Here is a 20,205-nt window from a genome sequence, read left to right on the forward strand (position 1 = left end):
GGGGATGTCCCGCCGGCCATGTGGCGCGGCGGGTCCCACAAATAAGGAAACCACATGAAGCCCATCATCCAACTGATCGCAGCAGCAAGCGCCACCATCGCCTTCGCCACCTCGGCCATCGCCGCCGAAGCCCCGGACGCGCTGGTCAAGCGCATCAGCGCCGACGTCATCGACACCGTCAAGGCCGACAAGGACATCCAGGCCGGCAACCGCAACAAGATCATGGATCTGGTGAACTCGAAGATCCTGCCGCACGTCGACGCCGAAAAGATGACCCAGCAGGCGGCCGGCCGCTTCTGGCGCCAGGCCACCCCGGAGCAGCAGAAAGCACTGACCAAGGAATTCACCACCCTGCTGGTGTACACCTACTCGGGCGCGCTGTCGACCATCAAGAACGAGACCGTCGAATTCAAGCCGATGCGTGCCGAAGCCGGCGCCACCGACGTGGAAGTGCGCTCGCAGGTGAACGTCACCCGCGGCGAGCCGATCACCCTGAACTACCGCCTGGCCAACGGCCCGCAGGGCTGGAAGATCTACGACATCAACGTGCTGGGCGCGTGGCTGGTCGAGACCTACAAGGGCACCTTCGCCAGCGAGATCAACAAGGGCGGCGTCGATGGCCTGGTCAAGAAGCTGGCCGAGCGTAACCAGCAGCTGGCTGCGCGCCCGCTGAAGGCACCGAAGTAATGGCCGAAGCCAATCCCATGCTCTCGCTCGATGCCCTGACTTTCCAGAGCGCCCGCGGTGCGCTGGAGCAGGGCTGCGCGGCGATCGCCGCCGGCGAAACCGTGTTCGACCTCGGCGGCGTGAGCGCCGCCGATTCGTCCGGCGTGGCCGTGCTGCTGGCCTGGCAGCGCCGCGCGCTGGCGGCCGGCCAGCGCCTCAGCTTCATCAACGTTCCCTGCAACGTGCAAAAGCTGGCCGCGCTGTACGGCGTCGACCAGCTCCTGTCGTAGGGTGGACGGCTTCGCCGTCCGCGCGTTCAACCAGCTCAAGATCATTCGTATCGTCTGTTCGAAGGTGATTTGAACGCGCGGGCGGGAAAACAGTCCACTGGACTGTTTTCCCCCGCCCACCCTACGAACCCCGCCCGCAGCAAAATTCCCCGCCGGCCTCTTGTATTTGCGATTTCCCCTATAATGGGTCGTTTCTTCCGCACGGCCTTGCGCGCCCGCGCCGCCGCTCCCAACAAGAATGACAGCGATCCAGATTAACAGCGTCGAGAAAAGCTACAAGGGCTTCAAAGCCCTCAAGGGCGTTTCCCTGAGCATCGAGGAAGGCGAGTTCTTCGGCCTCCTCGGCCCCAACGGCGCCGGCAAGACCACCCTGATTTCCACCATCGCCGGGCTGATCCGCCCGGACGTCGGCAGCGTCAAGATCCATGGCCACGACGTCGTGAGCGACTTCCGCGAAGCGCGCAAGCGCCTCGGCGTGGTGCCGCAGGAACTGGTGTTCGATCCCTTCTTCACCGTGCGCGAGACCCTGCGCCTGCAGTCGGGCTACTTCGGCATCAAGAACAACGAGGCCTGGATCGACGAGGTCATGCACAACCTCGACCTCACCAACAAGGCCGACGTCAACATGCGTGCCCTGTCGGGCGGCATGAAGCGCCGCGTGCTGGTCGCCCAGGCGCTGGTGCACAAGCCGCCGGTGATCGTGCTGGACGAGCCGACCGCCGGCGTCGACGTCGAGCTGCGCCAGACCCTCTGGAAGTTCATCTCGCGCCTGAACCGCGAAGGCCATACCGTGGTGCTGACCACCCACTATCTCGAAGAAGCCCAGGCCATGTGCCAGCGCGTCGCCATGCTCAAGCTCGGTGAAGTGGTGGCGCTGGACACCATGTCGGCGCTGCTGCGCCGCGTGTCGGGTTCGCAGCTGGTGGTGCACCTGAAGAGCGGCACGCTGCCGGAAGGCCTGCGCCATCTGGTCTCGCACGACGAGCACAACAACGGCAACAAGTACACGCTGCGCGTCAACGACGTCAACGAAGTCGAGCCTATCCTGGCCAGCCTGCGCGCCGGCGGTGCCGTGATCGACGAGATGCAGCTCGAGCAGGCCGACCTGGAAGACATCTTCCTGCAAGTGGTCGGCGACAAGCAGGAAGGGGGCCCGCAATGAACCTGTTCTCGGTGGGTTTCCGCACCCTGTTTTATAAAGAGTCGCTGCGCTTCTGGAAAGTGGCGACCCAGACCATCGCCGCGCCGGTCGTGACGGCCATGCTGTACCTGCTGATCTTCGGCCACGTGCTGGACGGCCGCGTCGAGATGCTGGACGGCGTCAGCTACACCGCCTTCCTGATCCCGGGCCTGGTGATGATGAGCGTGTTGCAGAACTCCTTTGCCAACTCGTCCTCGTCGCTGATCCAGTCCAAGATCACCGGCAACCTGGTGTTCATCCTGCTGCCGCCGCTGTCGCATGCCGAGATCCTGTCGGCCTACGTGGGCGCCGCAATCCTGCGCGGTGTCGTGGTCGGCTTCGGCGTGTTCGTGATCACCGCCTGGTTCGCCCACCTGAGTTTCGTGGCGCCGCTGTGGATCCTGGTGTTCGCCTTCCTGGGCGCCGCCATCCTCGGCACCATGGGCGTGATCGCCGGCATCTGGGCCGAGAAGTTCGACCAGCTGGCCGCTTTCCAGAACTTCCTGATCATGCCGGCCACCTTCCTGGCCGGGGTGTTCTATTCCATCCAAAAACTGCCGCCGTTCTGGCTGGCGGTCTCGCATTTCAACCCGTTCTTTTATATGATTGACGGGTTCCGCTATGGATTCTTCGGCAAGTCCGACGTCTCGCCCTGGACCAGCCTGGCCATCGTGTCGGTGTTCTTCGTGGTGCTGGCGGCCATTGCGATCAATATGCTCAAGCGTGGCTACAAGCTACGTCACTAAAGAATTCACCGGAGTTACCCGTGTCGACCACACCTGAACTGATCCACAGCTACATCAGCGCCGGCCTCGAATGCACCCACCTTCATGTCGAAGGCGACGGCCAGCATTTCACGGCGGTCATCGTGTCCCCGAGCTTTGCCGGCAAGCGTCCGATCCAGCGCCACCAGCTGGTGTACGCCGCGCTCGGCGACCGCATGCGCGAGGAAATCCACGCGCTGTCGATGAAAACCCTCACTCCTGAAGAGTACCAAGGATAATTATGGACAAGCTCCAGATCGTCGGCGGCAAGCGCCTGAATGGCGAGATTTCGGTGTCGGGCGCCAAGAACGCCGCGCTGCCCATCCTGTGCGCCGGCCTGCTCACCGCAGGGGACGTCGAACTGTCGAACGTGCCGCGCCTGCATGACGTGCGCACCATCCTCAAGCTGCTCGCCCAGACCGGCCTCAAGGTCACCCAGGACGACGAGCGCGTGACGCTCAACGGCGCCAACATCAGCTCGCTGGAAGCGCCGTATGAGCTGGTCAAGACCATGCGCGCCTCGATCCTGGTGCTGGGACCGCTGCTGGCGCGCTTCGGCCAGGCCAAGGTCTCGCTGCCGGGCGGCTGCGCGATCGGTTCACGTCCGGTCGACCAGCACATCAAGGGCCTGCGCCAGATGGGCGCCGAGATCACGATCGAAGGCGGCTACATCTATGCCAAGACCAACGGCAAGCTGAAGGGCGCGCGCATCCACACCGACATGATCACCGTCACCGGCACCGAAAACCTGCTGATGGCGGCCACGCTGGCCGAAGGCGAGACCGTGCTGGAGAACGCCGCGCGCGAGCCGGAAGTGACCGACCTGGCCAACCTGCTGGTGGCCATGGGCGCGAAGATCGAGGGCATCGGCACCGACCGCCTGGTGATCCAGGGCGTCGACGCCCTGCACGGCGCGCAGCACGCCGTGATCTCGGACCGCATCGAAGCCGCGACCTTCCTGTGCGCGGTGGCGGCCACCGGCGGCGACATCGTCCTGACCAACACCCGTACCGACATCTTCGACGTGGCGCTCGACAAGCTGCGCGAGATCGGCCTGCAGCTCGACGTGGGCACGAACACCATCCGCGCCCGCATGGACGGCCGTCCGAACCCGGTCTCGTTCCGCACGACGGAATACCCGGGCTTCCCGACCGACATGCAGGCCCAGTTCATGGCCGTGAACATCCTGGCTTCGGGCCCGAGCAAGGTCACCGAAACCATCTTCGAGAACCGCTTCATGCACGTGCAGGAGATGAACCGCCTCGGCGCCCACATCTCCACCGAGGGCAACACCGCCTTCATCAAGGGCGTGGACCGCCTGGTCGGCGCGCCGGTCATGGCGACCGACCTGCGTGCCTCGGCCTCGCTGGTGATCGCCGGCATGGCGGCCGAGGGCACGACCCTGATCGACCGTATCTATCACCTCGACCGCGGCTACGACCGCATGGAAGTGAAGCTATCGGCCGTGGGCGCGGACATCGTGCGCATCAAATGAGCGAGATCGGTAAAAACGGCGGGCCGGGCCTGATCCTGGCCCTGTCCAAGGGCCGCATCTTCGAGGACACCCTGCCGCTGCTGGCGGCGGCGGGCATCACCGTCACCGAGAATCCGGAAACCTCGCGCAAGCTGATCCTGCCGACCAACGACCCGGGCGTGCGCGTGCTGATCGTGCGCGCCAGCGACGTGCCGACCTATGTCCAGCACGGCGCCGCCGACTTCGGCGTGGCCGGCAAGGACGTGCTGCTCGAGCATGGCGGCGAAGGCCTGTACCAGCCGATCGACCTGCGCATCGCCTGCTGCCGCATGTCGGTGGCGGTGAATGCCGGCTTCGACTACGAGACCGCGGTGCGCCAGGGCGCGCGCCTGCGCGTGGCGACCAAGTTCGTCAACACCGCGCGCGAGCACTTCGCGAGCAAGGGCGTGCACGTCGACTTGATCAAGCTGTACGGCTCGATGGAACTGGCACCGCTGGTCGGCCTGTCCGACGCCATCGTCGACGTGGTCTCGACCGGCGGCACCCTGCGTGCCAACAACCTGGTCGAAGTCGAAAAGATCATGGACATCTCCTCGCGCCTGGTGGTGAACCAGGCCGCGCTCAAGCTCAAGCGCGAGCGTCTGCAACCCATCCTCGACGCCTTCCAACGGGCGTCGTCACAACAAGGCTGAAGCAAATGGCAGTACAGATCCGCAAGCTCGACTCCACCGCACCCGACTTCAGGCAGACGCTCGACGCGCTGCTGGCCTTCGAGGCCGAGACCGACGACGCCATCGAATCGGCGGTCGCGAAGATCCTGGCGGACGTGAAGCATCGCGGTGATGCTGCCGTGCTCGAATACACGAACAAGTTCGACCGCATCCCGAATGGCGGCGCCGCTTCGATGGCCGCCTTCGACATTGGACAGGCCGAACTCGACGCTGCCCTGGCCGCGCTGCCGGAGACCCAACGCGCCGCCCTGCGCACGGCCGCCGAGCGCATCCGCGTGTTCCACGAGCGCCAGAAGCAGGAACTCAAGGGTTTCAGCTTTACCGAGCCTGACGGCACCGTGCTGGGCCAGCGCGTGACCCCGCTGGACCGCGTCGGCATCTACGTCCCCGGCGGCAAGGCCGCCTATCCGTCCTCGGTGCTGATGAATGCGATCCCGGCCCAGGTGGCGGGCGTGCGGGAAATCGTGATGGTGGTGCCGACCCCGGACGGCGTGAAGAACCAGATGGTGCTGGCCGCCGCCGCGATCGCCGGCGTCACCCGCGTGATCACCATCGGCGGCGCCCAGGCCGTCGGCGCCCTGGCCTACGGCACCGAAACGATTCCGGCGGTGGACAAGATCGTCGGCCCCGGCAATGCCTACGTCGCGGCGGCCAAGCGCCGCGTGTTCGGCACGGTCGGCATCGACATGATCGCCGGCCCGTCCGAGATCCTGGTGCTGTGCGACGGCACCACCGACCCGGACTGGGTGGCGATGGACCTGTTCTCGCAGGCCGAGCACGACGAGCTGGCCCAGGCCATCCTGCTGTGCCCCGATGCGGACTACATCGCCCGCGTGGAAGCGAGCATCCACAAGCTGCTGCCGACCATGCCGCGACATGAAACCATCACGACTTCGCTGAGCGACCGCGGCGCCCTGGTCAAGGTGCGCGACATGGACGAAGCATGTGAGATCGCCAACGCCATCGCGGCCGAGCACCTCGAGATCTCGGCCGAAGCGCCACTGCAGTGGGCGGACAAGATCCGCCACGCGGGCGCCATGTTCCTGGGCCGCTTCTCGTCCGAGTCCCTGGGGGACTACTGCTGCGGCCCGAACCACGTGCTGCCGACCTCGCGCACCGCGCGCTTCTCGTCGCCGCTGGGCGTGTATGACTTCCAGAAGCGTTCGTCCATCATCCAGGTGAGCGAGCAGGGCGCCCAGACGCTCGGCAAGGTCGCGGCCGAACTGGCCTACGGCGAAGGACTGCAGGCGCACGCCCGCAGTGCCGAGCTGAGAATCAAATCATGAGCAGCTGGGTCGACCAGGTGTTCTGCGAGGATGCGCTGTCGGGGATGGCGCGCATTCCCGATGGGTCCATCGACCTGATCCTGACCGACCCGCCCTACAACCTCGGCAAGGACTACGGTAACACCTCCGACCAGCAGGGCGTCGAGGAGTATCTGGCCTGGACCGAGCGCTGGATCGATGCCGCGCTGCCCAAACTCAAGCCGAATGGCAGTCTCTATATTTTCCTGACCTGGCGCTTCGCGCCCGAGATCTTCGTCATGCTGAAGAAGCGCATGACGATGATGAACGAGATCATCTGGGACCGCCGCGTGCCCTCGATGGGCGGCAGCGTGCGCAGTTTCTCTTCGGTGCACGACACCATCGGTTTCTTCGTGAACCGCAAGGATTATTACTTCGATCTCGACGCCGTCCGCATCCCCTACGACGCCGAGACCAAGAAGGCGCGCTCGCGCTCGATTTTCATTGGCGCCAAGTGGCTGGAAGTGGGCTACAACCCGAAGGACGTGTGGAGCGTGTCGCGCCTGCACCGCGAACATCCGGAACGCGCCGACCACCCGACCCAGAAGCCGCTCGAGATCATCGAGCGCATGGTCAAGGCGTCCTGCCCGGCCGGCGGCATCGTGCTCGACCCCTTCATGGGCAGCGGCACCACCGCCATCGCCGCGCGCCAGGCCGGCCGCCATTTCACCGGCTTCGAACTGAACCCCGACTACTGCGACATCATCCGCGCGCGCCTGGCCGCGCCCGAGGTACCGGTTGCAGGTAAAAAACGCAAGGCTGCCGCGAAGAGCAGCCCCCTGAACGAGGAAACCGCATGAGCGCCATTGACAAGCTGATCGAGAGCACCATCCGCGAAGACGTCCGCAACATCGCCAGCTACCATGTGCCGGATGCGAGCGGCTACATCAAGCTCGACGCCATGGAGAACCCCTACCAGCTGCCCGACGCGCTGCGTGCGGAACTCGGCCAGCGCCTGGCCGATGCCGCCCTGAACCGCTATCCGGTGGCTTCCTACGCCACCCTGAAGGGCAAGATCTGCGCCGGCCTGGGTGTCCCGTCCGGCTACGACGTCCTGCTCGGCAACGGTTCGGACGAGCTCATTTCGATCATGGCGACCGCCGTGGCGCGGCAAGACAAGCGGGCAGTCGTCATGGCGCCGACCCCGGCCTTCGTGATGTTCTCGCGCTCGGCCCAGTTCGCGGGCGCGGACTTCGTCGGCATTCCGGTGAAAGCCGACTTCTCGCTCGACCTGCCGGCCATGCTGGCCGCGATCGAACAGCACCGGCCGGCGCTGGTATTCCTGGCCTACCCGAACAACCCGACCGGCAACCTGTTCGACGCCGAGGCCATGACGGCCATCATCCGCGCGCTGGGCGAGACCGGCATCGCGGTGGTGGACGAGGCCTACCAGCCCTTCGCGAAGAAGAGCTTCATGGGCCGCCTGCCGGAGTTCCCGAACCTGGTCGTGATGCGCACCCTGTCCAAGCTGGGCCTGGCCGGCATCCGCCTCGGCTACCTGTCGGGCGACCCGAAACTGCTGGAGCAGTTCGAGAAGGTGCGTCCGCCCTACAACGTCAACGTGCTGACCCAGGTGGCCGCCGAGTTCGCGCTCGACCACCTCGACGTGCTCGACCAGCAGGCCGAGTTGCTGAACGCCGAGCGCAGCCGCCTGACCGCCGAACTGGCGGCGCTGCCGGGAGTCGAAGTGTTTCCGTCGGCCGCGAATTTCATCTCGATGCGCGTGCCGGATGCGGACAAGGCCTGTTCAGAACTGCGCGCCGAAAAGGTCTTGATTAAGAATTTGGGTAAAATGGACAAGATGCTGACCAACTGCATCCGCGTCACGGTCAGTACACCCGACGAAAACACCGCATTCCTGAATGCCCTGAAAGCATCCCTATAAGCGCAGCTCTTCCATTCGGAAAGCCGCCCAGATGAGCACCTAGCAATGACCCGCACCGCCGAAATCACGCGCAACACCAACGAGACGCAGATCCGCGTCGCGATCAACCTCGACGGCACCGGCCGCCAGAAGCTCAATACCGGCGTCCCCTTCCTCGACCATATGCTCGACCAGATCGCGCGCCACGGCATGATCGACCTCGAGGTCGACGCCGTCGGCGACCTGCACATCGACGCCCACCATACCGTCGAGGACACCGGCATCACGCTCGGCATGGCGGTGGCCAAGGCCGTGGGCGACAAGAAGGGCATGGTGCGCTACGGCCACTCCTACGTGCCGCTGGACGAAGCGCTGTCGCGCGTGGTCATCGACTTCTCGGGCCGTCCCGGCCTGGAAATGCATATCCCCTGGACGCGCGCCATGATCGGCACGTTCGACGTCGACCTGACGGGCGAATTCTTCCGCGGCTTCGTGAACCACGCCGGCGTGACCCTGCACATCGACAACCTGCGCGGCGTGAACGCGCACCACCAGTGCGAGACCGTGTTCAAGGCCTTCGGCCGCGCGCTGCGCATGGCGACGACGCTGGACGAGCGCGCCGCCGGCATCATCCCTTCGACCAAAGGCAGCCTGTAAGCGACCATCATGACGAACAAGATTGTGGTGGTCGATGGCCTGGGTAACCTGCGTTCGGTGGCGCAGGCGCTGCGCGCCGCCGCGCCCGAGGCCGACATCCTGGTGTCGAACAATCCAGCCGACATCGACGCCGCCGACCGCATCGTGCTGCCGGGCCAGGGCGCGATGCGCGACTGCATGCGCAGCCTGCGCGAATCCGGCGCCGAAGAGGCCCTGCTGCGCGCGGTGAAGAACCGCCCGGTGATGGGCGTGTGCGTCGGCGAGCAGATGCTGTTCGACGCGAGCGAAGAAAACGAGGGCACGCCGGGCCTCGGCCTGTTGCCGGGCAAGGTGGTGCGCTTCCAGCTGGACGGCAAGCTGCAGGCCGACGGCTCGCGCTTCAAGGTGCCCCAGATGGGCTGGAACCGCGTGCGCCAGACCCGCGCCCACCCGCTCTGGGAAGGCGTCGAGGACGGCAGTTATTTCTATTTCGTGCACAGCTACTACGCTGCGCCTCTTGAAGCGGCCGATACCATCGGCGAAGCCGACTACGGCGGGCACTACACCTGCGCCGTCGCGCGCGACAACCTCGTCGCCACCCAGTTCCACCCCGAGAAGAGCGCTGCCGCCGGCCTGCGCCTGTACCGTAATTTCATCCACTGGAAGCCGTGAACGCGTTCACGCCAACCCCAACGTCAACCAACCGACAACGACCATGCTGCTGATTCCCGCCATCGACCTGAAAGACGGTCACTGCGTTCGCCTGAAACAGGGCGACATGGACCTCGCCACCGTGTTTTCCGAAGACCCCGCCGAAATGGCGCTGCACTGGCTCAAGAAGGGCGCGCGCCGGCTGCACCTGGTCGACCTGAACGGCGCCTTCGCCGGCAAGCCGAAGAACGAGGCAGCGATCAAGTCCATCCTGAGCGTGGTGCAGGACTACGCCGAAGAGAACGGCATCGAAGAGATCCCGGTCCAGCTGGGCGGCGGCATCCGCGACCTCGACACCATCGAGCGCTACCTGGACGACGGCATCACCTACATCATCGTCGGCACCGCCGCGGTGAAGAATCCGGGCTTCCTGCACGACGCCTGCGGCGCCTTCCCGGGCTCGATCATCGTCGGCCTGGATGCCAAGGACGGCAAGGTCGCGACCGACGGCTGGAGCAAGATGTCGGGCCACGAAGTCATCGACCTGGCCAAGAAGTTCGAAGGCTACGGCGTCGAATCGATCGTCTACACCGACATCGGCCGCGACGGCATGATGGCCGGCGTGAACATCGAAGCCACCGTCAAGCTGGCCCAGGCGGTGCGCATCCCGATCATTGCCTCGGGCGGCGTGCACAACCTGGCCGACGTCGAAGCGCTGTGCGCGGTGCAGGACGAAGGCATCGAAGGCGTGATCTGCGGCCGTTCGATCTACGAAGGCACGCTCGACCTGGCATCGGCCCAGGAACGCGCCGACGCACTGACTGAAGGGGCGCAGGCGTAAGCCACCAGCCTAAAGACCGTCGTTCCGGCGAAGGCCGGAACCCAATTTCTGCTTGCGTTTCGACTGTTCATGCAAAATTGGATCCCGGCCTTCGCCGGGATGACGTGCTAAAGCTAACGCAAAGAATTTTATGCTCGCAAAACGCATCATCCCCTGCCTCGACGTCACCGGCGGCCGCGTGGTCAAGGGCGTCAACTTCACCGAGCTGCGCGACGCCGGCGACCCGGTCGAGATCGCGCGCCGCTACGATGGCCAGGGCGCCGACGAGATCACCTTCCTCGACATCACCGCCTCGAGCGACGGCCGCGACCTGATCCTGCCGATCATCGAAGCCGTGGCCTCGACCGTGTTCATCCCGCTTACCGTCGGTGGCGGCGTGCGCAAGGTCGAAGACGTGCGCCGCCTGCTGAATGCCGGCGCCGACAAGGTGTCCATGAACACCTCGGCCGTCACCAATCCGCAGCTGGTGTTCGACGCCTCGCAGAAGCACGGCTCGCAGTGCATCGTGGTGGCGATCGACGCCAAGCAGGTCGCACCCGGCAAGTGGGAAGTCTTCACCCACGGCGGCCGCAACGCCACCGGCCTCGACGCCGTCGCATGGGCGCAGAAAATGGAAAGCCTGGGCGCCGGCGAGTTGCTGCTCACCTCGATGGACCGCGACGGCACCAAGTCCGGCTTCGACCTGGGCCTGACGCGCGCCGTGTCCGACGCGGTCGGCATCCCCGTGATCGCCTCGGGCGGCGTGGGCGGCCTGCAAGACCTGGCCGACGGCATCCTGCAGGGCCACGCCGACGCGGTCCTGGCCGCCAGCATCTTCCACTACGGGCAGCACACGGTCGGCGAAGCCAAGCGCTTCATGGCCGAGCGTGGCATTCCCATGCGTCTCGAGTAACGAATACCATGCCGAACAAGTGGCTCAACAAGGTCCGTTGGGACGAGAACGGCCTGGTGCCGGTGATCGCCCAGGAGGCCGCAAGCGGCGACATCCTGATGTTCGCCTGGATGAACCGCGACGCGCTCGCCAGGACGGTGGAGCTGGGCGAAGCCGTCTACTGGAGCCGCTCGCGCAAGAAGCTGTGGCACAAGGGCGAAGAGTCCGGCCACACCCAGAAGGTGCTGGAGATCCGCCTCGACTGCGACGAAGACGTCGTGCTGCTCAAGATCGAGCAGACCGGCGGCATCGCCTGCCACACCGGGCGCCATTCCTGCTTCTTCCAAAGATTCAACCCCGACGGCGCGGAGTGGCAGGCGGTCGACCCGGTGCTGCAGGATCCCGACACCATCTATTCCCCGAACAAGACATCCCATGAGTGACATCCTGGCCCGCGTCGCGGCCGTGATCGAATCGCGCAAGCCGGAAGCCGGCGGCGATCCCGCGACTTCCTACGTCGCCAAGCTGTTCAGCAAGGGCGACGACGCCATCCTCAAGAAGATCGGCGAGGAAGCCACCGAAACCGTGATGGCCGCCAAGGACGCGCGCGTCTCGGGCGACGCCTCCAAAGTGCTGTACGAGACCGCCGACCTGTGGTTCCACACGATGGTGTTGCTGGCGCAGTTCGGCTTGACGCCGCAGCAGGTGATCGACGAGCTGGCCCGGCGCGAAGGCCTGTCCGGCCTCGACGAAAAAGCGGCGCGCAAGGATTAGTAAGCGCCTACTTACACTTGTCATGCTCTCAGGCGGTGTCATAATCAGCGTTCGCCGTCATAACGGTGTCATGGGACGCCGCTAGGATGCATGGTGTAACAAAGATCTGGAGACAAGATGGATAACTGCATTTTTTGCAAGATCGTCGCCAAACAGATTCCGGCCAGCGTCGTGTATGAAGACGACGACGTGCTGGCCTTCAAGGACATCAACCCGGCCGCTCCGGTCCACCTGCTGGTGATCCCGAAGCTGCACGTGGCCACCCTGTCCGATTGCACCGCGGAGCACACCGCCGTGCTGGCCAAGATGCTGACCCTGGTGCCGAAGCTTGCAGAAGAGCATGGCGTTGCCGTGAAGAGCGACGGCAATGGCGGACGCAGCGGTGGATTCAAGACCCTGATCAATACCGGGCCGGACGGCGGGCAGGAGGTCTATCACCTGCACCTGCATATGTACGGCGGCAAGCGTCCGTGGCGCGGCCTCGGTACCTGAGCGCAACAAAACTTTTAATGCGGGCAAGATGTCCTGCATGGCGTATACTGAAACTTAGACTTTCCCGATTTACAGGCGCGCTGCGCCCGCTAGGAGACAAACATGGGTTCGATGAGTATTTGGCACTGGGTAATTGTCCTGGTCGTTGTGATGCTGATTTTCGGCACCAAGAAGATCGGCAATATCGGTGGCGACCTCGGCAAGGCAGTAAAAGGGTTCAAGGATGGCGTGAAGGGCGAGGACGACAAGGCGAATCCGAACGCCAACCCGTCGACCACCCAGCCACCGCAGCAGCCTCAGCAAGTGAGTGACAAGTCGACCATCGACGTCGAAGCCCGCGACAAGACCCGCCAGTAATCGACGGGCATGATCGATCTCGGACTGTCGAAACTGGCGATCATCGGCGTTGTCGCGCTGATCGTGATCGGCCCTGAAAAGCTGCCGAAGGTGGCGCGCATGGCGGGCACCCTGTACGGGCGCGCCCAGCGCTACCTGCACGATGTCAAGTCCGAGGTCAGCCGCGAGATCGAGCTCGACGAGCTGCGCAACCTGCACAAGGAAGTGCACGAGAGCGCAGAATCGTTCAAGTCCGAGGTCGAGCAGTCCATGTCCAGCCACGTCGACGAGGTCGAAGCGCTGTGGGACGGCAGGGAGCACGTGTCCTCATCGTCTTCCTCCTCGGGCGCGTCCTTCGTCAGCACCAGCGACATCGAGCGCAAGGCGCGCGACTTCCGCCGCAAGAAGCTGGTGCGTACCTCGGCCGTGCCGGCCTGGTACAAGCACCGCAACGGCGGCAAGACCCATGTGCTTTCCGGTGCCGCGCGCGTGCGCAAGTTCCGCCCAAGCTCCAGCAAATCCAAGAGTTCGTTTTTCTAAATGACCGAAGAAGCCGCAGGCGAAGAAACCTTCATCTCCCACCTCGTCGAACTGCGTGACCGCCTGGTCAAGGCGTCGATCGGGATCGCCATCGCCTGCGCGGCCCTGTTCATCTGGCCGGGGCCGTCGCACGTCTACGACCTGCTGGCCGCGCCGATGGTCGCTTCGCTGCCGGCCGGCTCGACGATGATCGCCACCGGCGTCATCTCGCCCTTCCTGGTGCCCATGAAGGTGACGCTGCTGCTGGCCTTCATCCTGGCGCTGCCCTGGGTGTTCTACCAGATGTGGGCCTTCATCGCGCCCGGCCTGTACGCGCATGAAAAGCGCCTGGTGCTGCCGCTGGTGATCTCGTCCTCGCTGCTGTTCATCGGCGGCGTGGCCTTCTGCTACTTCTTCGTGTTCGGCCGCGTGTTCCAGTTCATCGGCGAATTCGCGCCATCCTCGATCGCGGTGACGCCGGACATCGAGAACTACCTCGACTTCGTCATGTCGATGTGCCTGGCCTTTGGCTGCACCTTCGAGGTGCCGGTGGTGGTGGTGATCCTGGTGCGCATGGGGATCGTCAGCATCGAGAAACTGAAGGAAATCCGCTCCTACGTGATCGTCGGCGCCTTCGTCATCGCCGCCATCGTGACGCCGCCGGACGTGGTCAGCCAGCTGGCGCTGGCCATCCCGATGTGCCTGCTCTATGAACTGGGCCTGCTGGTGGCTCCGATCTTTGCGCGCGTCACGCGTGCTCCCGAAGAGCACGCGTAAGCAGCACGCTAGTTCGACCTCAGGACGCCGCCGTTCCCGAGTCCCCCTTCGACCGACTGGGCCTTGTAGGCCCTGACCGCCTTCACCATCTGGTTGTACGAATCCATGAAGGAGGCGGCCAGCACCTTACCCTGAGGTGAGTTGCTGAAGCCGTGCGCGCCCGCCAGTCCGCCCTTGAAGAAGCCGGCCAGCATGCCGAAGTCCCATTTCTGGGCGCTGCCCTCGGCCGCCGCAAGCTGGACGCCCGAGCGGTTGTCCGTCAGCAGCAGCATGGTCGAGGCCTCGTTCGATTTCATCGAGCCGCCGATCAGCGAGGCCACGACGCCGATCTTGCCGCCCACCAGGCCACCCAAGCCGCCTGTGCCTTTCTGGCTGAAGGTGATCGAGGGCGTCATGCTGTAGTCGGCTGCCGCCATCATGCCCTTGCCGATATTGCTGGTCTTGCGCAGTTCTCCCGACTCCATCAGGGCGCGCTCGCCCTGCATGTTGCGGAAGGCTTGACCGCGCTCGACGATGACGAAGCAGTTCGACTGCTGGATGATCATGCGCAGCAACGGCACCGTGCTCTGCATGCGGTATTCGGCGGTGAACTGGTTCAGCCAGGGCTGGTTCGCTTCCTCGACGATGGACAGCGTGCCGAGGCTCTTGTCACAGCGCTCGAGCCGGCTGTTGGCATCGAGCGCTGTCGTGCCGCCGACCGAACCGGTGGCGACGGTCTTAGCGCCGGAGGCGCCGATGCTGGGCGCGGTGGCGCAGCCGGTGGCGGAGAGCGAGGCAAGCAGCAGGAGAAGCGCTTTCATGCAGGTGTCCTTGTGGTCGGATGGGCAGGACACCAATGCTACGAACAGTGCTTCAGTGCAGCTTATCCTTCCTCAAGCGGCCTGTCCGGCGCCGACGACCCAAGACAAGGCCGGAGCGATCCCTTATGTCGTTCGGCTAAGGCTGTGTGCTGCAGTAGGCGAGCGCCGCAATCAAGCCAATGACCATCCCTACCCGGATGGCAAATGCCATTACCCGGGCAATCAATTTCGCGATGGTGAGCTGGACCACGATGGCGACGACGATGGCGACGCCCCATGCTTCGCTGAGCGACATCGAGCCGTCGCGATAGGCAAGATATGCAGCAGCAGCTCCGCACAGCAGGGACACCAGGATTTCCGGGGAAAGCGCGCTGCCGTGAGGGGCAGGATCTGCTTCCTCGACGTAACCTGTACCGCCGCACAGCATGCAGGTTGCCGTGCTGCCTCCCAGCGTTGGCCGCACGCCGGTCGCATTACAAAGGTGACATGGGTACCGCATAAGCACCTCCCCAACGGCGTCGCCGAGGATTGTTCCAACGCACTGCATGCGTTCGACCCCTGAATCCAGTGATTGTTCCAGTGATTGAAAAATGCCGTCCAGGCCAGGCTGGACGGCATTCAGGCTGGTGCATGCCGCGCTGCGCTTACGGGCAATTCCCGATGACGTAGTAGCCGCTCGAAGTCTGCGCCAGCGTCGTGGAATAGAACGTATTGTTCAGCCCCATGTTCTGGTTCGACCCATTGGCCAGCGCGTATCCACCGCTGTTGTGCGCCCGCCCGGCCGTCACGTGGGCGTAGTTGCTGGCCGTCGTCGTGGTGCACACAAAGCCGGAGGTCGTCGTGCCCGTGACGCCCGCCGACTTCGCGCTCTCCACGCCGTTGCCGGTTGCCGAGACCTGGTAGGTGTAGCTGGTCGACGCCGCCAGGCCGCCATCGGTATAGCTCGTGACCGTCAGCGGCGTGCCGTTGACCTTGGCGCCATTGCGATAGAGGTTGTAGCCGATGGCGCCGTTCGAGGCATTCCAGGATAGCGCGATGCTGTTCGCCGTGCGCATGCCGACCGCCAGGCCGGCAGGAGGCTGCAGCGCCGGCGCCGACCCGACCAGGAATTGCGCGATGCTGCAGGCGCTCGACGTCAGTCCGGTGCTGTTGTTGGTGGCCGTGACCGTACCCGAGTAGTAACCGTCCGCGCGCGCCGCATAGGCTTTGCTGAAGCCAGCGCCGCTGCCGGCCGCGCTGTCGTCCACCGGGGTCGGGCCGTTCAGCACCACGCGGTAGCTGCCGATCGCGCCGCCGGCATCGGTGGCGGCGCCGCTTACCGTGACCGTCGAACCCGACACGCTGGCGCTGCACGAGCTCATGCTTGGAGGCGCCGCGCGCGCCACCCGCAGGTTGTTCTTGAACCAGAAGTCCATCACGAAGGCCGGGTAGTTGACCTTGGTGGCGTCGACGTAGTTGCTGTTCTGGCCACCGGTGCCGGCCGGCCAGGCGTGGCCCATGCCCGTGACCACGATTTCCGAGGTCCGCGTGTTCCCGTTGCTGTCGGTGTAGGGCACATTGCTGCCGCCGGTCGGCACCGTGACCGCCGCGCCCTTCGTATATGTGCCGCCGTAGACCTGGCGCATCGCCGCTGCGTTGAGCGGGCCGTAGGCCTGCGCCACCGTGTAGTCGTTGGTGCCCCAGATCACGCCGGCGACCTGGGTCGAGAAGTGGCTGGTGTTGGTACCGGCCCAGCTGGTGCAGCTGCCGGCCACGCTGCTGGACGTGGTGCCGGAGGGGACCGTCGAGATCTGCGAGGTCGACACGGTCGGCGCCGGCCCCGCATTGATGCCGATGCCGGCGAAGATGTCGGGCGCCACGCAGCCCATCACCATGGTCTTGGCGCCGCCCGAGGACAGGCCGGTGACGTAGATCTGCTTGGGGTCGATCGCATACTGCGGGTTGCTGACGAAGCGGTTGATCAGGTCGAGCAGCACCGCGTTGTGGCCGTAGCTGCGGCTGCGGTTGGTGGCGGCCCAGTCCCAGCAATGGGCGCCGTACAGGTTGCCGGTGGCGTTCGGTGCGAGGATCACGGCGCCGTACTGGTCGGCGGCCGCCTTCCAGTTGTAGCCGGCGTCGCTCGTCCCTGCGATCACGTCATTCGCCGCGGTCTGGGCGCAGCCGTGCAGCACCAGCACCAGCGCGCGCTTGCCGCCCAGGGCAGGCGTGGTCGCCGGCCAGTAGTAGTAGCCGGTGAGGGCGCCGCCGTTGGTGGTGTCGGTGGCCCAGGTCTGGTTGGCGCTCCAGGTAGCGGGTCCGGCCTGGAGTTGCGCGGACGCCGGCGCCGCGACGGCCAGGGCCAGGCAGGCGGCGAGCGCCACCTGTTTGAGTTTGCATGCCATTGAAAGTCTCCGTTCTGTTTGTCGGCACTGCGGGACCGGCGTGGCAGGGACGTGACGGGGCCACGCCGATGCCGCAACCGGGAATCGGTGGAACAGGTGAAACGAGAGGAAAACCTGGCGGAGTGCGCGGCTAGGACGCCGGCGCGGGAGGGGAAATCATGGTCGTCTCCGGCTTATGCTTGTAAGACGTCCATTCTAGCTTTGGAGACATTGCGCACAAGCGGGCACGCGAGCACGCCGCTTGTGCGCTTTTGCACAGGCGATTGCCTGTGCAAAATCAACACATTGTCACTGCATCAGCTCGGAAATCATCTTCACCGGCGCGTTGCCGTAGCTGAGGAACTGGTCGTGGAATTCCTTCAGGTCGAAGCGTTCGCCCAGCTGCTGCTTGCGGCGCTCGCGCAGTTCCATGATCTGCTCGTAGCCGCTGTAGTAGCTGGTCAGCTGCACCGAGGTGAGCGTCACCCGGCGCCACTTCTCGTCGGCTTCCTGGCGGGTCTGGAAGGCCTGGCGCACCAGCAGGTCGATCGCCTCCTGCTGGCCCATGCCGAGCACGTGGACGCTGTAGTCGAGGATGGTGTTGGTCACGCTGCGCAGGTTCCACTTCGAGTACATCAGCCACATCTCGGGCGCGTTGTCGCCATAGCCGGCTTCCAGCATCATGCGCTCGCCGTACACCGCCCAGCCCTCGACCATGGCGCCGTTCCCGAACAGTGATTTCACCAGCGAGGGCGAACGGTTCGCATACACCAGCTGCGCGTAATGGCCCGGGATCGCTTCGTGGATGTTCAGGATCTGCAGGATCCATTCGTTGTACTCGCGCAGGCTGCTCTCGGCCTGTTCCGGGCTCAGACCGTCGAGCGGGGTGACGTTATAGTAGGTCTTGTCCTTCGGGCGGTAGGGGCCGGGCGCGTCGATGCTGGCGCCGGCCACGCCGCGCTGGTACATCGGGGTCTCGCGCACTTCCAGCGGCTTGTCGGCGTCCAGCGTGAGCAGGTTTTTCTCGGTGACGAACTTGTGCAGGGCCGGGATCTGGCGGCGGATCTCGGGCAGGAAGTTCTCGCGCGAGACGTGGCGGCTCGAGAGCTTGTCGATCATCATGCCGATCTTCTGGAAGCGGTCGCGCGGCTTGGCCCTGCCTTCCATGTAGCGCGGCCACAGTTCGTCCGAGATCCTGTCCATGCGGGTGAGCAGCTCTTCGCGCGTGGCCAGGGCCTTGCGGAAGGTCTGTTCGGCACTGCTGGACGACTGGATCTCGAGCGCGAACTTCTGCTCGTACAGCTCCTTGCCGGCGCGGAAGGGGCGCGGCTTGGCCATGTCCTTGTCGAGCGCGCTCAGGAAGTCGACGTAGGCCAGCACCGCGCTGCCGGCGTTGGCGATGCGCTGCGCGAAGATCGCTTTTTCCTGCGTATTCAGGATCGATTCCTGCGCCGCCTTGCCCAGGTCGGCCAGCACCGCGATGGTGCCCGGCGCCTGTGCGATGGCGAGCTGGGTGTGCTCGCGGGTCGGATTCACGATCGAGGCCTGCGCCGCCTCGTAATAGGCCGGCACCGTGGCCAGGCGCTTGAGGATGGTGCGCAGGCGCTGCGGTTTGGCCGCGTATTCGGTATTCAGGATCAGGTCGAGCGGCTGGGCGATGTTGTACATCGACGGGTTCCACTCGTACTCACGCCAGGTGCTGAGGTTCCAGCGGTCCTTCTCCAGCTTGTTCACCAGCAGGGCCAGGTCGGTGCGCTGGCGCGCCGACAGCTGCCGGGTATCGAGCTTGCTGAACTTGTCGAGCCACTCGTTGGCGAAGGCCAGCTTCTTCGCGCGGGTGGCGGCATCCGGGATGGTCAGGTTGGCGGCCTGGTCGAACTTGCCGACGTAGATGCCGCCTTCCGGGTCGACGCGCCACAGCGCGGTCAGGTACTGCATGCTCATGGAATCGAAGCGGCGGTCGAGGCGCTTTTCGTTGGCGTTTGCGACCGGTGCCGCAGCGACTGGTGCCGCAGCGACCGCGGTCGCAGCAACCGCCGTGGCGGCGCTAGCGACAGCAGCTTTCTTTACAGCCTTCTTGACCGGCGCCTTGACTTTCTTCGTTTTCGATTTGACCACTTTCGTGGCTTTCGCCTTGCCCTTGGCAGGCTTGCTCGGCTTGGCGCTGGCCGGCGCCAGCGCGAAACTCGCCAGCAGGACTGCCAGCGCGATCTTTGTTTTCATCATTCTGTTCGAACCCTGCAAATATAAAGGTCGGCGCTCGCCTGCGCGGCAGGCGCAAGGCTGAGCCACGGAAGAGTAGCACCATTCAGCCCGCTTGCGGCGGCCTGAAACATTCGGACACTTAGCCCATACTTAATCGACGGCGCCCGAGCGCAGCATCTGCTGGTGCATGGCGTTGACCGTTTCGACAGCCTTGCGGCCATGCGCGATGTGGTGCAGGACGATCTCGCTGTCCCTGGTGAAGCGGTGGCCGATGCGCACCGTGTACGAACGCGTCGCCCAGCTGACGAAGCCGTTGACATAGCTGGCCTCGTCCATGTCGCGCCACTTCACGCCGGACACGCCGCGCTTCCACGGCAGGAAGCCCGAGACCACCCAGACGCCGACGTCGTCGTAGTACAGCTGCACGCTGCGCACCTGCAGGAACTGGTAGGCGACCAGCAGGGCCGACCCGGCCAGCACCGCGGCGGCGGCGATCTCGTTCCACAGGAAGGCGGCAGGCAGCGCGACGAAGAACAGCAGCGCCGCCAGCACCAGGATGCCCGCATAAGCCGTCCAGGATTTGATGCCGATGACACGGGCTTGGGGTGCCGTTGCCGCTTTGTCCAGTTCCATGCGTCTTTACTCATCCATAAAAGTGGCATGATCACAT

At 64.9% G+C, this 20,205-nt stretch carries 25 protein-coding genes; 20 read left to right on the plus strand and 5 right to left on the minus strand.

Annotated features, from left to right (window positions below):
* The first annotated feature begins 54 nt into the window (after positions 1 to 54).
* The 20 genes from ACSQ25_RS00565 to tatC all read left to right on the plus strand — a co-directional run bounded on the left by ACSQ25_RS00565 (position 55) and on the right by tatC (position 14,170).
* Entirely contained in the window at positions 55 to 687 is a 633-nt protein-coding gene (locus ACSQ25_RS00565; protein WP_436103783.1) for an MlaC/ttg2D family ABC transporter substrate-binding protein, read from the plus strand.
* Entirely contained in the window at positions 687 to 956 is a 270-nt protein-coding gene (locus ACSQ25_RS00570; RefSeq protein WP_436103784.1) for an STAS domain-containing protein, read from the plus strand. The genes ACSQ25_RS00565 and ACSQ25_RS00570 overlap by 1 nt, the downstream gene beginning before the upstream one ends.
* Positions 957 to 1,194: 238 nt before the next feature.
* A complete protein-coding gene (locus ACSQ25_RS00575) occupies positions 1,195 to 2,118 on the plus strand; it encodes an ABC transporter ATP-binding protein (RefSeq protein WP_436103785.1) in 924 nt (307 codons plus the stop codon).
* Positions 2,115 to 2,882: an ABC transporter permease gene (locus ACSQ25_RS00580; RefSeq protein ID WP_436103786.1), complete on the plus strand. Its 768-nt coding sequence runs from the start codon at positions 2,115 to 2,117 to the stop codon at positions 2,880 to 2,882. The genes ACSQ25_RS00575 and ACSQ25_RS00580 overlap by 4 nt, the downstream gene beginning before the upstream one ends.
* A gap of 20 nt (positions 2,883 to 2,902) precedes the next feature.
* Positions 2,903 to 3,139: a BolA family protein gene (locus tag ACSQ25_RS00585; RefSeq protein WP_436103787.1), complete on the plus strand. Its 237-nt coding sequence runs from the start codon at positions 2,903 to 2,905 to the stop codon at positions 3,137 to 3,139.
* A gap of 2 nt (positions 3,140 to 3,141) precedes the next feature.
* Positions 3,142 to 4,395, plus strand: coding sequence for a UDP-N-acetylglucosamine 1-carboxyvinyltransferase (gene murA, locus ACSQ25_RS00590; protein ID WP_436103788.1), 1,254 nt, complete (start codon positions 3,142 to 3,144; stop codon positions 4,393 to 4,395).
* Positions 4,392 to 5,066, plus strand: coding sequence for an ATP phosphoribosyltransferase (hisG, locus tag ACSQ25_RS00595; protein WP_436103789.1), 675 nt, complete (start codon positions 4,392 to 4,394; stop codon positions 5,064 to 5,066). The genes murA and hisG overlap by 4 nt, the downstream gene beginning before the upstream one ends.
* A gap of 5 nt (positions 5,067 to 5,071) precedes the next feature.
* Entirely contained in the window at positions 5,072 to 6,391 is a 1,320-nt protein-coding gene (hisD, locus tag ACSQ25_RS00600) for a histidinol dehydrogenase (protein ID WP_436103790.1), read from the plus strand.
* Positions 6,388 to 7,209, plus strand: coding sequence for a DNA-methyltransferase (locus ACSQ25_RS00605; protein WP_436103791.1), 822 nt, complete (start codon positions 6,388 to 6,390; stop codon positions 7,207 to 7,209). The genes hisD and ACSQ25_RS00605 overlap by 4 nt, the downstream gene beginning before the upstream one ends.
* Positions 7,206 to 8,294: a histidinol-phosphate transaminase gene (gene hisC / locus ACSQ25_RS00610; protein WP_436103792.1), complete on the plus strand. Its 1,089-nt coding sequence runs from the start codon at positions 7,206 to 7,208 to the stop codon at positions 8,292 to 8,294. Before ACSQ25_RS00605 ends, hisC begins: the two co-directional genes overlap by 4 nt.
* A gap of 45 nt (positions 8,295 to 8,339) precedes the next feature.
* A complete protein-coding gene (gene hisB / locus ACSQ25_RS00615; RefSeq protein WP_436103793.1) occupies positions 8,340 to 8,930 on the plus strand; it encodes an imidazoleglycerol-phosphate dehydratase HisB in 591 nt (196 codons plus the stop codon).
* A 9-nt stretch (positions 8,931 to 8,939) separates the two neighbouring features.
* Positions 8,940 to 9,581 carry an imidazole glycerol phosphate synthase subunit HisH gene (gene hisH, locus ACSQ25_RS00620; RefSeq protein ID WP_436103794.1) on the plus strand — a complete coding sequence of 214 codons (642 nt, stop codon included), beginning with the start codon at positions 8,940 to 8,942 and terminating at the stop codon, positions 9,579 to 9,581.
* Between the two features lie 43 nt (positions 9,582 to 9,624).
* Positions 9,625 to 10,401, plus strand: coding sequence for a 1-(5-phosphoribosyl)-5-[(5-phosphoribosylamino)methylideneamino]imidazole-4-carboxamide isomerase (hisA, locus tag ACSQ25_RS00625; RefSeq protein WP_436103795.1), 777 nt, complete (start codon positions 9,625 to 9,627; stop codon positions 10,399 to 10,401).
* A 130-nt stretch (positions 10,402 to 10,531) separates the two neighbouring features.
* Positions 10,532 to 11,293 (plus strand): imidazole glycerol phosphate synthase subunit HisF, encoded by a 762-nt coding sequence (gene hisF, locus ACSQ25_RS00630; protein WP_436103796.1) that lies wholly within the window; start codon positions 10,532 to 10,534, stop codon positions 11,291 to 11,293.
* An 8-nt stretch (positions 11,294 to 11,301) separates the two neighbouring features.
* Positions 11,302 to 11,715: a phosphoribosyl-AMP cyclohydrolase gene (hisI, locus tag ACSQ25_RS00635; RefSeq protein ID WP_436103797.1), complete on the plus strand. Its 414-nt coding sequence runs from the start codon at positions 11,302 to 11,304 to the stop codon at positions 11,713 to 11,715.
* Positions 11,708 to 12,046, plus strand: a complete 339-nt coding sequence (locus ACSQ25_RS00640) for a phosphoribosyl-ATP diphosphatase (protein WP_436103798.1) — start codon at positions 11,708 to 11,710, stop codon at positions 12,044 to 12,046. Before hisI ends, ACSQ25_RS00640 begins: the two co-directional genes overlap by 8 nt.
* 117 nt (positions 12,047 to 12,163) lie before the next feature.
* The gene (locus ACSQ25_RS00645; protein ID WP_436103799.1) at positions 12,164 to 12,538 is read left to right on the plus strand and encodes a histidine triad nucleotide-binding protein; all 375 of its coding nucleotides are present in this window, start codon (positions 12,164 to 12,166) and stop codon (positions 12,536 to 12,538) included.
* A 102-nt stretch (positions 12,539 to 12,640) separates the two neighbouring features.
* Positions 12,641 to 12,895 carry a Sec-independent protein translocase subunit TatA gene (gene tatA, locus ACSQ25_RS00650; protein WP_436103800.1) on the plus strand — a complete coding sequence of 85 codons (255 nt, stop codon included), beginning with the start codon at positions 12,641 to 12,643 and terminating at the stop codon, positions 12,893 to 12,895.
* Between the two features lie 9 nt (positions 12,896 to 12,904).
* On the plus strand, positions 12,905 to 13,414 hold the full coding sequence (gene tatB, locus ACSQ25_RS00655) for a Sec-independent protein translocase protein TatB (RefSeq protein WP_436103801.1): 510 nt from the start codon (positions 12,905 to 12,907) through the stop codon (positions 13,412 to 13,414).
* On the plus strand, positions 13,415 to 14,170 hold the full coding sequence (gene tatC / locus ACSQ25_RS00660) for a twin-arginine translocase subunit TatC (RefSeq protein WP_436103802.1): 756 nt from the start codon (positions 13,415 to 13,417) through the stop codon (positions 14,168 to 14,170).
* Positions 14,171 to 14,178: 8 nt separating this feature from the next.
* Here the strand turns inward: tatC and ACSQ25_RS00665 are convergent, their stop codons facing one another.
* The 5 genes from ACSQ25_RS00665 to ACSQ25_RS00685 all read right to left on the minus strand — a co-directional run bounded on the left by ACSQ25_RS00665 (position 14,179) and on the right by ACSQ25_RS00685 (position 20,168).
* Positions 14,179 to 14,970, minus strand: a complete 792-nt coding sequence (locus tag ACSQ25_RS00665) for a CsgG/HfaB family protein (RefSeq protein ID WP_436103803.1) — start codon at positions 14,968 to 14,970, stop codon at positions 14,179 to 14,181.
* A 136-nt stretch (positions 14,971 to 15,106) separates the two neighbouring features.
* On the minus strand, positions 15,107 to 15,397 hold the full coding sequence (locus ACSQ25_RS00670) for a hypothetical protein (protein WP_436103804.1): 291 nt from the start codon (positions 15,395 to 15,397) through the stop codon (positions 15,107 to 15,109).
* A gap of 217 nt (positions 15,398 to 15,614) precedes the next feature.
* A complete protein-coding gene (locus ACSQ25_RS00675; protein WP_436103805.1) occupies positions 15,615 to 17,351 on the minus strand; it encodes an extracellular catalytic domain type 1 short-chain-length polyhydroxyalkanoate depolymerase in 1,737 nt (578 codons plus the stop codon).
* A gap of 288 nt (positions 17,352 to 17,639) precedes the next feature.
* Positions 17,640 to 19,556, minus strand: coding sequence for a DUF885 domain-containing protein (locus tag ACSQ25_RS00680; RefSeq protein ID WP_436103806.1), 1,917 nt, complete (start codon positions 19,554 to 19,556; stop codon positions 17,640 to 17,642).
* A gap of 129 nt (positions 19,557 to 19,685) precedes the next feature.
* On the minus strand, positions 19,686 to 20,168 hold the full coding sequence (locus tag ACSQ25_RS00685) for a hypothetical protein (RefSeq protein WP_436103807.1): 483 nt from the start codon (positions 20,166 to 20,168) through the stop codon (positions 19,686 to 19,688).
* Positions 20,169 to 20,205 lie beyond the last annotated feature (37 nt).

Origin of the sequence: Massilia sp. LjRoot122 (genome assembly GCF_964252725.1) — a bacterium.
Classification (GTDB): Bacteria; Pseudomonadota; Gammaproteobacteria; order Burkholderiales; family Burkholderiaceae_D; genus Telluria.

What these genes read in the sequence shown, in the direction of transcription:
- ACSQ25_RS00565 (WP_436103783.1), top strand. Translation starts at nt 55, where the DNA reads ATGAAGCCCATCATCCAACTGATCGCAGCAGCAAGCGCCACCATCGCC.
- ACSQ25_RS00570 (WP_436103784.1), top strand. Translation starts at nt 687, where the DNA reads ATGGCCGAAGCCAATCCCATGCTCTCGCTCGATGCCCTGACTTTCCAG.
- ACSQ25_RS00575 (WP_436103785.1), top strand. Translation starts at nt 1,195, where the DNA reads ATGACAGCGATCCAGATTAACAGCGTCGAGAAAAGCTACAAGGGCTTC.
- ACSQ25_RS00580 (WP_436103786.1), top strand. Translation starts at nt 2,115, where the DNA reads ATGAACCTGTTCTCGGTGGGTTTCCGCACCCTGTTTTATAAAGAGTCG.
- murA (WP_436103788.1), top strand. Translation starts at nt 3,142, where the DNA reads ATGGACAAGCTCCAGATCGTCGGCGGCAAGCGCCTGAATGGCGAGATT.
- hisG (WP_436103789.1), top strand. Translation starts at nt 4,392, where the DNA reads ATGAGCGAGATCGGTAAAAACGGCGGGCCGGGCCTGATCCTGGCCCTG.
- hisD (WP_436103790.1), top strand. Translation starts at nt 5,072, where the DNA reads ATGGCAGTACAGATCCGCAAGCTCGACTCCACCGCACCCGACTTCAGG.
- ACSQ25_RS00605 (WP_436103791.1), top strand. Translation starts at nt 6,388, where the DNA reads ATGAGCAGCTGGGTCGACCAGGTGTTCTGCGAGGATGCGCTGTCGGGG.
- hisC (WP_436103792.1), top strand. Translation starts at nt 7,206, where the DNA reads ATGAGCGCCATTGACAAGCTGATCGAGAGCACCATCCGCGAAGACGTC.
- hisB (WP_436103793.1), top strand. Translation starts at nt 8,340, where the DNA reads ATGACCCGCACCGCCGAAATCACGCGCAACACCAACGAGACGCAGATC.
- hisH (WP_436103794.1), top strand. Translation starts at nt 8,940, where the DNA reads ATGACGAACAAGATTGTGGTGGTCGATGGCCTGGGTAACCTGCGTTCG.
- hisA (WP_436103795.1), top strand. Translation starts at nt 9,625, where the DNA reads ATGCTGCTGATTCCCGCCATCGACCTGAAAGACGGTCACTGCGTTCGC.
- hisF (WP_436103796.1), top strand. Translation starts at nt 10,532, where the DNA reads ATGCTCGCAAAACGCATCATCCCCTGCCTCGACGTCACCGGCGGCCGC.
- hisI (WP_436103797.1), top strand. Translation starts at nt 11,302, where the DNA reads ATGCCGAACAAGTGGCTCAACAAGGTCCGTTGGGACGAGAACGGCCTG.
- ACSQ25_RS00640 (WP_436103798.1), top strand. Translation starts at nt 11,708, where the DNA reads ATGAGTGACATCCTGGCCCGCGTCGCGGCCGTGATCGAATCGCGCAAG.
- ACSQ25_RS00645 (WP_436103799.1), top strand. Translation starts at nt 12,164, where the DNA reads ATGGATAACTGCATTTTTTGCAAGATCGTCGCCAAACAGATTCCGGCC.
- tatA (WP_436103800.1), top strand. Translation starts at nt 12,641, where the DNA reads ATGGGTTCGATGAGTATTTGGCACTGGGTAATTGTCCTGGTCGTTGTG.
- tatB (WP_436103801.1), top strand. Translation starts at nt 12,905, where the DNA reads ATGATCGATCTCGGACTGTCGAAACTGGCGATCATCGGCGTTGTCGCG.
- tatC (WP_436103802.1), top strand. Translation starts at nt 13,415, where the DNA reads ATGACCGAAGAAGCCGCAGGCGAAGAAACCTTCATCTCCCACCTCGTC.
- ACSQ25_RS00665 (WP_436103803.1), bottom strand. Translation starts at nt 14,970, where the DNA reads ATGAAAGCGCTTCTCCTGCTGCTTGCCTCGCTCTCCGCCACCGGCTGC.
- ACSQ25_RS00670 (WP_436103804.1), bottom strand. Translation starts at nt 15,397, where the DNA reads ATGCTGTGCGGCGGTACAGGTTACGTCGAGGAAGCAGATCCTGCCCCT.
- ACSQ25_RS00675 (WP_436103805.1), bottom strand. Translation starts at nt 17,351, where the DNA reads ATGGCATGCAAACTCAAACAGGTGGCGCTCGCCGCCTGCCTGGCCCTG.
- ACSQ25_RS00680 (WP_436103806.1), bottom strand. Translation starts at nt 19,556, where the DNA reads ATGATGAAAACAAAGATCGCGCTGGCAGTCCTGCTGGCGAGTTTCGCG.
- ACSQ25_RS00685 (WP_436103807.1), bottom strand. Translation starts at nt 20,168, where the DNA reads ATGGAACTGGACAAAGCGGCAACGGCACCCCAAGCCCGTGTCATCGGC.